Source organism: Streptomyces roseolilacinus (assembly GCF_014649335.1).
GTDB lineage: Bacteria > Actinomycetota > Actinomycetes > Streptomycetales > Streptomycetaceae > Streptomyces > Streptomyces roseolilacinus.
In genome coordinates, this window is sequence record NZ_BMSV01000001.1 from 809333 (window position 1) to 823298 (window position 13966).

General features: G+C 73.4%; 12 protein-coding genes. 8 read left to right on the forward strand and 4 right to left on the reverse strand.

Annotated features, from left to right (window positions below; translation table 11 throughout):
* The first annotated feature begins 31 nt into the window (after positions 1 to 31).
* The 3 genes from IE106_RS03730 (at position 32) to IE106_RS03740 (ending at position 4002) form a co-directional block, all read left to right on the forward strand.
* Positions 32 to 691, forward strand: a complete 660-nt coding sequence (locus tag IE106_RS03730) for a response regulator transcription factor (RefSeq protein WP_506004939.1) — start codon at positions 32 to 34, stop codon at positions 689 to 691.
* Between the two features lie 277 nt (positions 692 to 968).
* Entirely contained in the window at positions 969 to 2960 is a 1992-nt protein-coding gene (locus IE106_RS03735) for a 2-oxoacid:acceptor oxidoreductase subunit alpha (protein WP_189529754.1), read from the forward strand.
* Entirely contained in the window at positions 2950 to 4002 is a 1053-nt protein-coding gene (locus IE106_RS03740; RefSeq protein ID WP_189529755.1) for a 2-oxoacid:ferredoxin oxidoreductase subunit beta, read from the forward strand. The genes IE106_RS03735 and IE106_RS03740 overlap by 11 nt, the downstream gene beginning before the upstream one ends.
* On the opposite strand, the gene IE106_RS03745 is transcribed toward IE106_RS03740, so the two are convergent.
* Positions 3992 to 4441 carry a winged helix-turn-helix transcriptional regulator gene (locus IE106_RS03745; protein WP_189529756.1) on the reverse strand — a complete coding sequence of 150 codons (450 nt, stop codon included), beginning with the start codon at positions 4439 to 4441 and terminating at the stop codon, positions 3992 to 3994. The genes IE106_RS03740 and IE106_RS03745 overlap by 11 nt on opposite strands.
* An 89-nt stretch (positions 4442 to 4530) precedes the next feature.
* Between IE106_RS03745 and IE106_RS03750 the strand changes: the two genes are divergently transcribed.
* The 4 genes from IE106_RS03750 to IE106_RS03765 all read left to right on the forward strand — a co-directional run bounded on the left by IE106_RS03750 (position 4531) and on the right by IE106_RS03765 (position 8638).
* The gene (locus IE106_RS03750) at positions 4531 to 5394 is read left to right on the forward strand and encodes an SDR family oxidoreductase (RefSeq protein ID WP_189529757.1); all 864 of its coding nucleotides are present in this window, start codon (positions 4531 to 4533) and stop codon (positions 5392 to 5394) included.
* Positions 5395 to 5566: 172 nt separating this feature from the next.
* Complete coding sequence (rarD, locus tag IE106_RS03755) at positions 5567 to 6547, forward strand: EamA family transporter RarD (RefSeq protein WP_189529758.1); 981 nt, start codon at positions 5567 to 5569, stop codon at positions 6545 to 6547.
* 101 nt (positions 6548 to 6648) lie between these two features.
* A complete protein-coding gene (locus IE106_RS03760; RefSeq protein ID WP_189529759.1) occupies positions 6649 to 7104 on the forward strand; it encodes a VOC family protein in 456 nt (151 codons plus the stop codon).
* A gap of 217 nt (positions 7105 to 7321) precedes the next feature.
* The gene (locus IE106_RS03765; RefSeq protein ID WP_373295894.1) at positions 7322 to 8638 is read left to right on the forward strand and encodes a M28 family metallopeptidase; all 1317 of its coding nucleotides are present in this window, start codon (positions 7322 to 7324) and stop codon (positions 8636 to 8638) included.
* Positions 8639 to 8860: 222 nt separating this feature from the next.
* Here IE106_RS03765 and IE106_RS03770 read toward each other — a convergent pair whose 3' ends face one another.
* Together IE106_RS03770 and IE106_RS03775 are read right to left on the reverse strand one after the other, a co-directional pair.
* Positions 8861 to 10096, reverse strand: coding sequence for a DUF2092 domain-containing protein (locus IE106_RS03770; RefSeq protein WP_189529761.1), 1236 nt, complete (start codon positions 10094 to 10096; stop codon positions 8861 to 8863).
* A gap of 169 nt (positions 10097 to 10265) precedes the next feature.
* Entirely contained in the window at positions 10266 to 11276 is a 1011-nt protein-coding gene (locus tag IE106_RS03775) for a polyprenyl synthetase family protein (protein ID WP_189529762.1), read from the reverse strand.
* Positions 11277 to 11775: 499 nt separating this feature from the next.
* Here IE106_RS03775 and fahA point away from each other — a divergent pair, with 499 nt between their 5' ends.
* Complete coding sequence (gene fahA, locus IE106_RS03780; RefSeq protein ID WP_189529763.1) at positions 11776 to 13011, forward strand: fumarylacetoacetase; 1236 nt, start codon at positions 11776 to 11778, stop codon at positions 13009 to 13011.
* Between the two features lie 89 nt (positions 13012 to 13100).
* On the opposite strand, the gene IE106_RS03785 is transcribed toward fahA, so the two are convergent.
* Positions 13101 to 13931 (reverse strand): dioxygenase family protein, encoded by an 831-nt coding sequence (locus tag IE106_RS03785; protein ID WP_189529764.1) that lies wholly within the window; start codon positions 13929 to 13931, stop codon positions 13101 to 13103.
* Between the last annotated feature and the right edge of the window lie 35 nt (positions 13932 to 13966).

The following is a 13966-nucleotide window of genomic DNA, read 5'->3' on the forward strand; positions in this document are numbered from 1 at the left end:
GAGTGGGGGCTGCAAGACCGTGGACGACAGGGTGCGGGTGGTCATCGCGGAGGATTCCGTACTGCTCAGGGAGGGCCTGACCCGGCTGCTGACCGACCGCGGGCACGAGGTCGTCGCGGGGGTCGGGGACGCGGACGCCCTGCTCAAGACGGTGGACGCGCTGGCCGCCGACGGGGCGGCACCCGACGTGGTGGTCGCGGACGTGCGGATGCCGCCGTCCCACACCGACGAGGGGGTCAGGGCCGCCGTGCGGCTGCGCGGGGACCACCCCGGGGTCGGGGTGCTGGTGCTGTCGCAGTACGTCGAGGAGCGGTACGCGACGGAGCTGCTGGCCGGCAGCAGCCGGGGCGTGGGCTACCTGCTGAAGGACCGGGTCGCCGAGGTCCGCGAGTTCGTGGACGCGGTGGTGCGGGTCGCCCGGGGCGGCACGGCGCTCGACCCGGAGGTCGTGGCGCAGCTGCTGGGGCGGAGCCGCCGGCAGGACGTGCTGGCGGGGCTGACGCCGCGCGAGCGGGAGGTCCTCGGTCTGATGGCCGAGGGCCGGACCAACTCGGCGATCGCGCGACAGCTGGTGGTGAGTGACGGGGCGGTCGAGAAGCACGTCAGCAACATCTTCCTGAAGCTGGGGCTCTCACCGAGCGAGGGGGACCACCGCCGGGTGCTCGCGGTGCTGACCTACCTGAACTCCTGAACCGCCGGCGACTCCTGATCCAGCCCCGGCCCCTCGGAGGGCCTAGGACCAAAGACCGGGCCGGGAGTGCCGTTCCGGTGGAACACAGGGGGAGGCGAAGCATGATGTTCCAGGACAAACGGATGTCTCATCGGAGCGTCCACTATGCGAGCTGTCCAAGGAAGGGAACCCTTACCGACGTAGGGTGGGCCTTGGGACGGCCGGTCGTCCGGCTGTCTTCCGAGCGTTCTCCCGCCGACGGCGGGGAGACCCCTTGTCTCGAGGGAGGTCCAGTTCAGTGACCAGCCAGGTCAGTAGCCCGGCCGAGCGGACAGGCGAGGCGGCGCGCGAGGCCCGAGGGGCCGACGAGGCGGCCGCAGGGGAACAGTGCGCCGGGGAGCAGCGCGGCACGCCGGTGCAGCGCGTCCCCGAGAAGGAGATCCGCCGGCTGGACCGGGTGATCATCCGCTTCGCGGGTGACTCGGGTGACGGCATGCAGCTCACGGGTGACCGGTTCACGTCGGAGACGGCGACGTTCGGCAACGACCTGTCGACGCTGCCGAACTTCCCCGCCGAGATCCGGGCGCCCGCCGGGACGCTGCCGGGCGTGTCGTCCTTCCAGCTGCACTTCGCGGACCACGACATCCTCACGCCGGGCGACGCGCCCAACGTGCTGGTCGCGATGAACCCGGCCGCGCTGAAGGCGAACATCGCGGACGTGCCGCGCGGCGGCGAGGTCATCGTCAACACCGACGAGTTCGCGAAGCGGGCGATGGCGAAGGTCGGCTACGCGACCTCGCCGCTGGAGGACGGGTCGCTGGACGGCTACCGCGTCCACCCCGTGCCGCTGACGACCCTCACGGTCGAGGCGCTGAAGGACTTCGGCCTGTCCCGCAAGGAGGCGGAGCGGTCGAAGAACATGTTCGCGCTGGGCCTGCTGTCGTGGATGTACCACCGGCCGACCGAGGGCACCGAGCAGTTCCTGCGGCGGAAGTTCGCGAAGAAGCCGGAGATCGCGGAGGCGAACGTCGCCGCGTTCCGGGCGGGCTGGAACTTCGGCGAGACGACGGAGGACTTCGCCGTCTCGTACGAGGTCGCCCCCGCCACGTCGGCGTTCCCGGCGGGCACGTACCGGAACATCTCCGGGAACCTGGCCCTGTCGTACGGGCTGATCGCGGCCGCGCACCAGGCGGACCTGCCGCTGTTCCTCGGCTCGTACCCGATCACGCCGGCCTCGGACATCCTGCACGAGCTGAGCCGGCACAAGAACTTCGGCGTGCGGACCTTCCAGGCGGAGGACGAGATCGCCGGCATCGGCGCGGCGCTGGGCGCGGCGTTCGGCGGTTCGCTGGCGGTGACGACCACCTCCGGGCCGGGTGTGGCGCTGAAGTCCGAGACGATCGGCCTGGCGGTGTCGCTGGAGCTGCCGCTGCTGATCGTCGACATCCAGCGCGGCGGCCCCTCCACGGGCCTGCCGACCAAGACCGAGCAGGCGGACCTGCTCCAGGCGATGTACGGGCGGAACGGCGAGGCCCCGGTGCCGGTGGTGGCGCCGAGGACGCCGGCGGACTGCTTCGACGCGACCCTGGAGGCCGCGCGGATCGCGCTCACGTACCGGACGCCGGTGTTCCTCCTGTCGGACGGGTACCTGGCGAACGGCTCCGAGCCGTGGCGCGTCCCGGACCCGGAGGACCTCCCGGACCTGGGCGTCACCTTCGCGGCGGGCCCGAACCACACGCTGGAGGACGGCACCGAGGTCTTCTGGCCGTACAAGCGCGACCCGGAGACCCTGGCGCGGCCCTGGGCGCTGCCCGGCACGCCCGGCCTGGAGCACCGGATCGGCGGCATCGAGAAGCAGGACGGCACGGGCAACATCTCGTACGACCCGGCCAACCACGACTTCATGGTCCGCACCCGCCAGGCCAAGATCGACGGGATCGCGGTCCCGGAGCTGGAGGTCGACGACCCGGGCGGCGCCGCGCGGACGCTCGTCCTCGGCTGGGGTTCGACGTACGGGCCGATCACCGCCGCCGTACGCCGGCTCCGCACGGCCGGCGACGCCATCGCGCAGGCCCACCTGCGCCACCTCAACCCCTTCCCGGCGAACCTCGGCGAGGTCCTGAAGCGGTACGAGACCGTCGTCGTCCCCGAGATGAACCTCGGGCAGCTCGCCACGCTCGTGCGCGCGAGGTACCTGGTCGACGCGCGCAGCCACACGCAGGTCAACGGCATGCCGTTCAAGGCGGAGCAGCTCGCCGCGGCCCTCAAGGAGGCCATCGATGCCCAGTGAAGCCCTGACCCTGGTGCCCAAGGCCGAGGGCGAGCAGTCCATGAAGGACTTCAAGTCGGACCAGGAGGTCCGCTGGTGCCCGGGCTGCGGCGACTACGCGATCCTCGCCGCGGTGCAGGGCTTCATGCCCGAGCTGGGGCTGGCGAAGGAGAACATCGTCTTCGTCTCCGGCATCGGCTGCTCCTCCCGTTTCCCGTACTACATGAACACGTACGGGATGCACTCCATCCACGGCCGCGCCCCCGCCATCGCCACGGGCCTGTCCGCCTCGCGCCGCGACCTGTCCGTCTGGGTCGTCACCGGTGACGGCGACGCGCTGTCCATCGGCGGCAACCACCTGATCCACGCCCTGCGGCGGAACGTCAACCTCAAGATCCTGCTGTTCAACAACCGGATCTACGGCCTGACCAAGGGCCAGTACTCGCCCACCTCCGAGGTCGGCAAGATCACCAAGTCGACCCCGATGGGTTCGCTGGACGCGCCGTTCAACCCGGTGTCGCTGGCGCTGGGCGCGGAGGCGAGCTTCGTCGCCCGGACGGTCGACTCGGACCGCAAGCACCTCACCGAGGTCCTGCGGCAGGCCGCCGACCACCCCGGCACGGCCCTGGTGGAGATCTACCAGAACTGCAACATCTTCAACGACGGCGCCTTCGACGCGCTCAAGGACAAGGAGCGGGCCCAGGACGCGGTGATCCGGCTGGAGCACGGCCGGCCGATCCGCTTCGGCCCGGACGGGTCGAAGGGCGTCGTCCGCGATCCGGCGACGGGCGAGCTGGAGGTCGTCGCCGTCACGCCGGAGAACGAGGCGCGGGTGCTGGTCCACGACGCGCACGCCGCGTCCCCGACCACGGCCTTCGCGCTCTCCCGGCTGGCCGACCCGGACACCCTGCACCACACGCCGATCGGCGTCCTGCGCAGCGTCCGGCGGCCGGTCTACGACGCGCTGATGTCCGACCAGCTCGACACCGCCGTCGAGCAGCGCGGCAAGGGCGACCTGTCCGCCCTGCTCGCCGGCGGCGACACCTGGACGGTCATCGGCTGACGCCGTCCCGGCCGGCCGCAGGCCCGGTCCCGGACCCCGCGCGGGTTCGGGGCCGGGCCTCGTCGTAGGCCCGGCGGGCCCGCTCGACGGCGCCGACGGACCGCTCGGACCAGCGGGCCAGCGCCCACACCTGTTCGGCGGCCTCCCGGCCCAGGCCGGTCAGCGAGTAGTCGACGCGCGGCGGGATGACGGGGTGGGCGTCGCGGTGGACGAAGCCGTCGCGCTCCAGGGTCTGGAGGGTCTGGGCGAGCATCTTCTCGCTGACGCCGCCGACGGTCCGGCGCAGTTCGCCGAAGCGGTGGGGCCGCTCCAGCAGCGCGGCGAGGACCAGCACGCCCCAGCGGCTGGTGACGTGCTCCAGGACGAGCCGCGAGGGACACAGGGGGGCGTTGACGTCGGGCTTCGTGGCGCTCGCGCGCCCCTTCGCACTTACCTGCATGCCAGTAGCTTACTTCAAAGTGGGTACTTTCTAAGAGAAAGCGCTGTGCATAACGTGGGTGTCTCACCCGCTCGAAAGGGAGAAACACCATGAGCATCGTCGTCACCGGAGCCACCGGCCACCTGGGCCGTCTCGTCATCGGCGCCCTGCTGGAGCGCGGCGTGCCGGCCGCGTCCGTCGCCGCGGTCGTCCGCGACAAGGCGAAGGCCGCCGACCTGGCGGAGCGCGGCGTGGAACTGCGCGTCGCCGACTACGACCGCCCCGAGACCCTCGCCGGCGCCTTCGAGGCGGGCGACCGGGTGCTGCTGGTCTCCGGCAACGCGGTCGGGCAGCGGGTGCCGCAGCACACCGCCGTGATCACGGCGGCGAAGGCCGCCGGCGTCGCCCAGCTCGCGTACACCGGCCTGCTCGGCGGGCCGGACGCCGACTTCGTCCTGGCGGACGAGCACAAGGCCACCGAGCGGGCGATCCTCGACTCGGGGCTGCCGTACACGTTCCTGCGCAACGGCTGGTACACCGAGAACTACACGGAGAACCTCGCCCCGGTCCTCGCCCACGGCGCCGTCGTCGCCAACGCGGGCGAGGGCCGCGTGGCCTCGGCGGCCCGCGCCGACTACGCGGCCGCGGCCGCCGTGGTCCTGACGGAGGACGGCCACCTCGGCAAGGCGTACGAGCTGAGCGGGGACACGGCGTGGTCGCTCGCCGAGTACGCGGCGGAGGTCGCCCGGCAGACCGGCCGGGACATCGCGTACGACGACGTGCCCGCCGAGACCCACCACGGGATCCTGACCGGCGCGGGCGTCCCCGGGCCGTTCGCCTCGATCCTCGTCGACGTCGACGCGGCCATCGCCCGCGGCCGGCTGGCCGGGACCAGCGGCGACCTGTCGCGGCTCATCGGCCGGCCGACGACGCCGCTCGCCGAGACGGTGGCCGCCGCGCTGCGCTCCCGGTAGCGGGCGGGCCGCGGGGGCCCTCCCCCCGGCCGTCTCCCCGGGCGCCCCCCGCGGCGGACGCGTCATGACCGTATGGCGATACGGGCATGACATGCCGTCCCGTGCGGCGTTACCGTCGAGCGGACAGCGCGGCGCGGGACGATGACGTCCGGGACAGGAAGTGGGGCGAGGGGTGGCGGCGAGGAGCGGCGACGGCGACCAGAGGACGGGACTTCTCTACGGGATCGGGGCCTACGGCATCTGGGGGCTCTTCCCCCTGTACTGGCCCCTGCTGGAACCGGCGGGCGCGGTGGAGATCCTCGCCCACCGCATGGCCTGGTCCCTGGTGGCCGTGGTGCTCGCCCTGCTGGTCGCACGGCGCTGGGCGTGGATACCCGAGCTGCTGCGGCAGCCGAGGAAGCTGGGGCTCATCGCGGTCGCGGCGGCGGTGATCACCATGAACTGGGGCGTCTACATCTGGGCCGTGAACGCCGGCCACGTCGTCGAGTCGTCCCTCGGGTACTTCATCAACCCGCTGGTCACCATCGCCATGGGCGTCGTCCTGCTGAAGGAGCGGATGCGCCCGGCGCAGTGGGCGGCGGTCGGCATCGCCTTCGCGGCGGTGGTCGTGCTGGCGGTCGGGTACGGCAGGCCGCCGTGGATCTCCCTGGTGCTGGCGTTCTCCTTCGCGACGTACGGCCTGATGAAGAAGAAGGTCAACCTGGGCGGCCTGGAGTCGCTGGGCGCCGAGACGGCCGTCCTGTTCCTGCCGGCCGTCGGGTACCTGGTGTGGCTGGGCTTCCAGGGGTCCGCCTCGTTCGGCAGCGCGGGGGTGGGGCACATGGCGCTGCTCGCGTCGACGGGGCTGGTCACGGCGGTGCCGCTGGTGTTCTTCGGCGCGGCGGCGATCCGCGTGCCGCTGTCGATGCTGGGCCTGCTGCAGTACCTGGCGCCCGTGTTCCAGTTCCTGGTGGGGGTGCTGTACTTCCGGGAGGCCATGCCGCCGGAGCGGTGGGCCGGCTTCGGGCTGGTGTGGGTGGCGCTGACGCTGCTCACCTGGGACGCCCTGCGCAGTGCGCGGCGGACGCGGGGCGAGGCCGCGCGGCTGGCGGCCCGCGCGGCGGCGAAGACCCCCGCCCCGGCGCCCGCCCCGGTCGAGGCGCCCCGCCCCTGAAGGGCCCGGCGCCCGCCCGCGGCCTCCTTCGGGGCTCCCCCGGCACCGTACGGGGGGAAATCCGTTGCGGACGCGGTCACGCGGCGCATAGGAACGGTCGCATGACGACACTCCACTGGAAACTCGTGATCGACGCGGCCGACCCGCACGCCCAGGCCGACTTCTGGGCGCGGGCGCTGGGCTACGCGGTCGAGGACCACAGCGCGCTCGTCGAGCGGCTCCTCGGCCTGGGGCACGTACCGGCCGACGTGACGGTCGAGGCGCACGGCCGCCGGGCATGGCGGGATCTGGCCGCCGTCCGCCATCCGGACGACCCGTACGAGGAGGAGTCGGGCACCGGGCTGGGCAGGCGGCTGCTGTTCCAGCGCGTACCGGAGGCGAAGACGACCAAGAACCGCCTCCACATCGACGTGCACGCGGGACCGGGGCGGGACCGGGCCGCGGAGGTCGTCCGGCTGGAGGCGCTGGGCGCGTCCGTGCTGCGCGAGGTCGACGAACCGGGCGGCCGGTGGACCGTCATGGCGGACCCGGAGGGCAACGAGTTCTGCGTGCAGTAGCACCGATCCCTCCGATATGCGGACTCCGGTGACCGGAAACCGCCCTTGACGCGCGGATGAATTGTCGCTGTACATTCAACAGCGCACGATGAGCAGACCGGTCACGCACCACAGCTCCAACGCCCCGCGACACAGCCATCGCGGGGCGTCTCGCACGTTCCGTCCCCATCCCCGCACGGAATCCGGAGCCCCCACGATGACACCCTCCGTGTCCCGCATGCCCAGACGTACCGCCGCGGTCACCGCCCTCGCCCTCGCGGGCCTGCTCGCCACCGCCGCGCCCGCCGCCACCGCGCCCACCACGGCCCGCACGGCGCCCGCCGCCACGGCCGCCGCGCCGGACATCCCGCTGGCGAACGTCAAGGCGCACCTCACCCAGCTCCAGTCGATCGCCGGCGCCAACGGCGGCAACCGCGCCCACGGCCGCCCCGGCTACAAGGCGTCCATCGACTACGTGAAGGCCAAGCTGGACGCCGCCGGCTTCACCACCAGCGTCCAGCAGTTCACGTCCAACGGCGCCACCGGCTACAACCTGATCGCCGACTGGCCGGGCGGCGACGCCAACCAGGTCCTCATGGCCGGCGCCCACCTGGACTCGGTCTCCTCCGGACCCGGCATCAACGACAACGGCTCCGGTTCCGCCGGCGTCCTGGAGACCGCGCTCGCCGTGTCCCGCGCCGGGCTCAAGCCCGCCAAGCACCTGCGGTTCGCCTGGTGGGGCGCCGAGGAGCTGGGCCTCGTCGGCTCGAAGTACTACGTCGCCAACCTGCCGACCACCGAGCGCTCCAAGCTGAGCGGCTACATGAACTTCGACATGATCGGATCGCCCAACCCGGGCTACTTCGTCTACGACGACGACCCGGTCATCGAGAAGACCTTCAAGGACTACTTCGCCGGCATCGGCGTCGCCACGGAGATCGAGACCGAGGGCGACGGGCGCTCCGACCACGCCTCGTTCAAGAACGTCGGCATCCCGGTCGGCGGGCTGTTCACCGGCGCCAGCCGGACGAAGACCGCGGCGCAGGCGCAGAAGTGGGGCGGCACGGCGGGCCAGGCCTTCGACCGCTGCTACCACTCGTCGTGCGACACGACGGCCAACATCAGCGACACGGCGCTGGACCGCAACAGCGACGCCCTCGCGCACGCCGTGTGGACGCTGTCCGCCGGGACGACCGAGCCGCCGACCGGTGACACGTACGAGAACACCGCCGACGTGACGATCCCGGACAACGGCACCGCCGCGACCTCCTCCGTCACCGTCAGCGGCCGCACCGGCAACGCGCCCTCCGCGCTGAAGGTCGGCGTCGACATCGTCCACACCTGGCGCGGCGACCTCGTCGTCGACCTCGTCGCCCCGGACGGCACGGCGTACCGGCTGAAGAACTCCAGCGGCAACGACTCGGCCGACAACGTCCGCGAGACGTACACCGTCGACGCGTCGAGCGAGCCCGCGAACGGCACCTGGCGGCTGCGGGTCCAGGACGTGGCGCAGTACGACACCGGCTACATCAGCGGCTTCTCGCTGACCTTCTGACCCACCGGGCCCCGGGCCCCCGGACCCTGGAAGCCTGCGGGCCTCCGGGGCCTGCGGGGCCTGCGGGGCCTGCGGGGCCTGCGGGGCCTGCGGGGCCTGCGGGGCCTGCGGGGCTCCAGACCCTGAGAGTCTCCGGCCTTCCGGGCCGGAAGGCGGCGCGCGGACGACCCGGGGCCCACCGCGCCGATGCGGTGGGCCCCGGGCCGCGTCCCGCGGTGCGGCCTACTTCGCGGCGTCGTTCGCCGCCGCCACCAGCGCCTTCTCGGTCACGGCACCGGCGTACACCCGGCCGTCGTCCGTCATCAGGGCGTTGACCAGGCGGGTCTTGAAGACCATGCCCGAGCCGAACTCGCCGGTGACCCGGTCACCCAGGCCGTCCAGGAACTGCTGCGCCTCGGCGGGCAGTTCCTCCGGTCCGGCGCCGCCCTCGGGCGCCTTCGCCGGGGCGTCGCCGCCCGGTCCGGCCAGCTCGACGACCGTGGTCCAGCCCTCGCCGATGACGTTCGGGCCCAGCTCGCCGCCTCGGCCCTCCAGGTCCTTCAGGCCCTCCTCCAGGGCCTTGCGGTCCTTCTCCTTCAGCTCGGCGGCCGGCCCGCGCGCCCCGTCCGCCTCGGTGACCTTGGCGCCCTTCGGCGGCGTGAACGTGAACACCGACGCGTCCGGCTTCCCGAAGTCGACCTTGGTGAAGCCGACGTCGACCGCCGCCGCGCCGCCACTGCTCGGCGTGAGCGTGAACTTCAGCGGGACGCCGTTCTCCGCGTCGACCGCGACCTTCACCGAACCGATCGTGGACCCGCTCTGCTCGGGCCTCACGACCAGCTGGTACGCGTCGCGCCCGGCGACCCGCGCCGTGCCCTCGACGGTGACCGACGTCGTCTTGTCGACCGCCGCCAGCGCCTGGGCCGCGAGCTCCTTCGGCGTGACCGGGGGCCCGTCGGCGCCCTCGGCGTCCCGGCCGTCCGCGTCGCGGCCGGTGGCGTCGCCCTTCTCGTGGTGGACCTCGCCGGACGCGCTGTCGTACGCCCAGGTCTCCGCGCCGTTGCGCACGAGGGTGTACTCGTCGTCGCCGTCCTGGACGGTCAGCCGCTGCCGGTCCGGGCCGTCCGCGGCGACCTTCAGCGTGTGCGTGCCGGACGCGAGCCGCATCAGCTGCGCCTCGGCGGACTCGGCCGAGGCCCGGTCGCCCATCAGGTCGCCGAGGCCGGCTATGGACGGCAGGCCGAGGTCGGTGGTGACCTTCACCGTGCCGGACACGTGCTGCACGTCCGACGCGGCGATCCTCTCGACGAGCTGCTGCGCGGTGATCTTCGGCAGGTCGGGGTCGCCGGAAGCCGCGAGCGCGGGGACGAGCCCGATGGTCGCCGCCGCCACTCCCGCCACCGCGACCGGGACCGCGTACCGCGCCACTGTCCGGCGCGCGGGCCGCGGGGTCTGTGCGTCGCTGTCGTTCGGTGCCATGTCTGCGCTACCTCCGTGGTCTGGTGTGACCATTCCACCCGACCGGCACCGGGAAAGCGTCAGACCGCGGCATCAACCTGCCGTACCTCTCTGGGATGACCCGGCATCAGGGTCCTCCCCCATGCGGCCCCGGACCGCCCCGTACCCGCACGCGCGGCGGGCACCGGGTTCAGCCCGCCCGGTGCACCACCAGGTCGCACAGCTCGACGAGCGCGGCCTTCGCGTACCCGTCCGGCAGCGGGGCCAGCATCGCCCGCGCCTCCTGCGCGTAGCGCACCGTGTCGCGGCGGGCCAGCTCCAGCGCGGGGTGGACGCGCAGCCGGCGCAGCACCTCGGCGTGGCGGGCGTCGTCCGTCAGGTCGCCCTCGAGGAGCTCGACCAGCTCCACGTCCTCGGCCCGGCCGTGCTGCTCCGCCAGGGCGCGCAGGTGCAGGACCGGCAGGGTGGCGATGCCCTCGCGCAGGTCGGTGCCGGGCGTCTTGCCGGACTCGTGGGAGTCCGAGGCGATGTCCAGGACGTCGTCGGCCAGCTGGAACGCCACGCCCAGCCGCTCGCCGTACTGCGTGAGGATCTCCGTGAACCGCTCCTCGGCGCCCGCCGTCATCGCGCCGAACCGGCCGGAGACGGCGACCAGGGAGCCGGTCTTGCCGGCGATGACGTCCAGGTAGTGCTCGACCGGGTCGTTCCCGTCGCGGGGGCCCGCGGTCTCCAGGATCTGGCCCGTGACCAGTCGCTCGAACGCCTCCGCCTGGATGCGTACCGCCTCGGGGCCGAGGTCCGCCAGGATGTGCGACGCCCGCGCGAAGAGGAAGTCGCCCGTGAGGACGGCGACCGAGTTGCCCCAGCGCGTGTTGGCGCTCTCCACCCCGCGCCGTACGAGCGCCTCGTCCATCACGTCGTCGTGGTACAGCGTGGCCAGGTGGGTGAGCTCCACGACCACGGCCGCGGGGACGACGCCGGGCGCGTGCGGGTCGCCGAACTGCGCGGCGAGCATCACGAGGAGCGGACGGAACCGCTTGCCGCCCGCCCGCACCAGGTGCTGCGCCGCCTCCGTGATGAACGGGACGTCGCTCTTGGTGGCGTCGAGCAGTCCGGCCTCGACAGCCGCCAGCCCGGTCTGGACATCGGCTTCGAGAGCCTGGTCCCGCACGCTCAGCCCGAACGGCCCGACTGCGGTCACGAGGGGGTCTCCTGTCTGCGGACGATCACACGGATTGTCGACGTGTCGCTGGATTCACTCACGTCAGCGTATCCGGTCCCGTTTGGATCACCGTGGGCACCTTCCCGCCACCCCGGCGGGCTCCCGAGGGGCGTGTACGGCCGGAACCCGACCCCGGAAGGGGGCCTTCCAGGGCGTCCGCGCCCCCTTCCCGTATGAGACGGATCACACGGACGTCCCTCTTCCGTTCCCGGCCGGTTCCGGACCCCGCGCGCACACGGCGCCCGGGACGCCGCCGGCGCCCCCGCGCCACCCGGGCGGGCGCCGCCGCCGGGCACGGGCGCGCGCACCTCCACCGGGCGCCGCCGGGGCCCGGCGGCGCCCGCCCGGCGACACGCCCCGGCCCGGCGGGACCGGTGTGCCGCGGGGGTGACGAGGCCCTCTCCCCCCGCACCTGGGAGAAGCGTGCGCCCCAGCCGTAACGTGTCCCCCACACACGTGGAAAGCGAGGCAAGCACCGATGCCCGAGCAGCCCTCACCGAGCCCGCTCGACCTGGCCGAAGGCGACCCCTTCGGCCCGCACAACCTCCCGTACGGCGTGTTCTCGACCGCCGCCGAACCCGACCGCCGCAGGGTCGGCGTACGGATCGGCGGCCACGTCCTGGACGCCGGGGCCGCGGCGCACGCGCTCGGCTCCTCGTACGCCGGCCTGCTCGCCCAGCCGTCCCTCAACCCGCTGATGGCGGCGGGCCGCACGGTGTGGCGGGACGTGCGCCGAGCGCTGACGGCGTGGCTGACGTCGCCCGCGCACCGCGCGGACGTCGAACCGCTGCTGCACCCGCTGGACGCGGTGACGCTGCACCTGCCGTACGAGGTGGCCGACTACGTCGACTTCTACGCCAGCGAGCACCACGCGTCGAACGTGGGCCGCATGTTCCGCCCGGACGGCGAGCCCCTCACGCCCAACTGGAAGCACCTGCCCATCGGTTACCACGGCCGGTCCGGCACCGTCGTGGTCTCCGGCACCGACGTGGTGCGCCCCTCCGGGCAGCGCAAGGCCCCGGCCGACCCGGCGCCGGTCTTCGGGCCGTCCGTGAAGCTGGACATCGAGGCGGAGGTCGGCTTCGTCGTCGGCACGCCGTCCGAGCAGGGCCGCCCGGTCGCGCTCGGCGACTTCCGGGAGCACGTGTTCGGCCTGACGCTCCTCAACGACTGGTCGGCGCGCGACGTCCAGGCGTGGGAGTACGTGCCGCTGGGGCCGTTCCTCGGCAAGTCGTTCGCCACGTCGGTGTCGGCGTGGGTGACGCCGCTGGAGGCCCTGGACGCGGCCCGGGTGGCCCCGCCGGCCCGCGACGTCCCGCTGCTGCCCTACCTGGACGACTCGGACGAGGACGAGCCGGGCGGGTACGAGCTGCACATCACCGTGCGGATCAACGGCGAGGTCGTCGCCGAGCCGCCGTTCTCCACCATGTACTGGACGGCCGCGCAGCAGCTGGCGCACATGACCGTCAACGGCGCGTCGCTGCGCACCGGCGACCTGTACGGCTCGGGCACGGTCAGCGGGCCCGAGGTGCACCAGCGCGGCTCCCTGCTGGAGCTGACGTGGAACGGGCGGGACGCGCTCGACCTGTCCACCGGGAAGCGGACGTTCCTGGAGGACGGCGACGAGGTCACGCTCACCGCGTGGGCGCCCGGCCCGGACGGCACGCGGGTCGGCCTGGGCGAGGTCACCGGCCGGATCACGCCCGCCGTCTGACCCGCCGGACGGCGAAGGGCCCGGCACCCCGGCTCCGGGTGCCGGGCCCGTGCGGCCTCCCCCACCGGGTCAGCCGCACCCCGCAGTGGTCACTCGGCCCGCCACAGCGCGGGCGCGGTCGGCGGCTCCCAGCCGGGCTGGGCCGTGTGGGCCTGGAGGCAGACGTAGCCGCGGCCGCCGTACGTGGCCCGGTCGCCCGCCCGGTAGGCCGTGCCCACCGCCCAGGTGCCGCCGCCGGGGGGCGGGGTCGTCGGGGTGGGGCTCGGGCCCGGCGACTGCGGCACGTTCAGCACGAAGTCGAACGCCGCCTCCCTGCCGCCGCTCACGTCGTGCACGGTCATCAGCAGCCGCGGGTCGAACAGCGAGTCCGTCGCGTTGCGGGGCTCGTTCGGGAAGTACAGCTGCGTGGTCAGCACCGGACGGCCGGGCGCCTGCGCCTTGACGTGGATGTGGCGGGTGCGCCCCGGGTACAGCCCCGGCACGATCGTGGTGAGGCGGAACGCGCCCTGCGCGTCGGTGAACTGGTGGCCGCGGAAGCGGAACCCGGTGTTGTCGTAGGCGCCGTTGTTGTCGGCCTGCCAGAAGTCCAGCAGCACTCCGGACATCGGCTGGCAGCCGAGTCCGAAGACGTACCCGGTGACGGTGAGGCGCACGCCCGGGGTGCCCGACTCCAGCAGCGAGGTGCGGCGGGGGGAGTTGGGCTTGAAGTAGGGGCCCTCCATCTGCGGCGGGGTGGGGTCGTCGCCGTCGTCACAGGTGGGCGTCAGGGCCGGGCGGGCGCCGGGGGACGCGGCGCCGGCGCGGGCCAGCGCCGGTACGCCCATGAGCACCGCGGGTGCGGCGACGCCGGCCGCCAGGGCGGCGCGCAGCACGGTCTTGCGGGAGGGGTGCCCGGGACGGGGCTCGTCGTGGTCGTCCATGCCTGCTCCTCGTAGGGGAGGGGGGGTCAGGGGAA

Coding starts and splice junctions, on each gene's coding strand:
- IE106_RS03740 (WP_189529755.1), top strand. CDS start 2,950: ATGCCCAGTGAAGCCCTGACCCTGGTGCCCAAGGCCGAGGGCGAGCAG.
- IE106_RS03745 (WP_189529756.1), bottom strand. CDS start 4,441: ATGCAGGTAAGTGCGAAGGGGCGCGCGAGCGCCACGAAGCCCGACGTC.
- IE106_RS03750 (WP_189529757.1), top strand. CDS start 4,531: ATGAGCATCGTCGTCACCGGAGCCACCGGCCACCTGGGCCGTCTCGTC.
- IE106_RS03760 (WP_189529759.1), top strand. CDS start 6,649: ATGACGACACTCCACTGGAAACTCGTGATCGACGCGGCCGACCCGCAC.
- IE106_RS03765 (WP_373295894.1), top strand. CDS start 7,322: ATGCCCAGACGTACCGCCGCGGTCACCGCCCTCGCCCTCGCGGGCCTG.
- IE106_RS03770 (WP_189529761.1), bottom strand. CDS start 10,096: ATGGCACCGAACGACAGCGACGCACAGACCCCGCGGCCCGCGCGCCGG.
- fahA (WP_189529763.1), top strand. CDS start 11,776: ATGCCCGAGCAGCCCTCACCGAGCCCGCTCGACCTGGCCGAAGGCGAC.
- IE106_RS03785 (WP_189529764.1), bottom strand. CDS start 13,931: ATGGACGACCACGACGAGCCCCGTCCCGGGCACCCCTCCCGCAAGACC.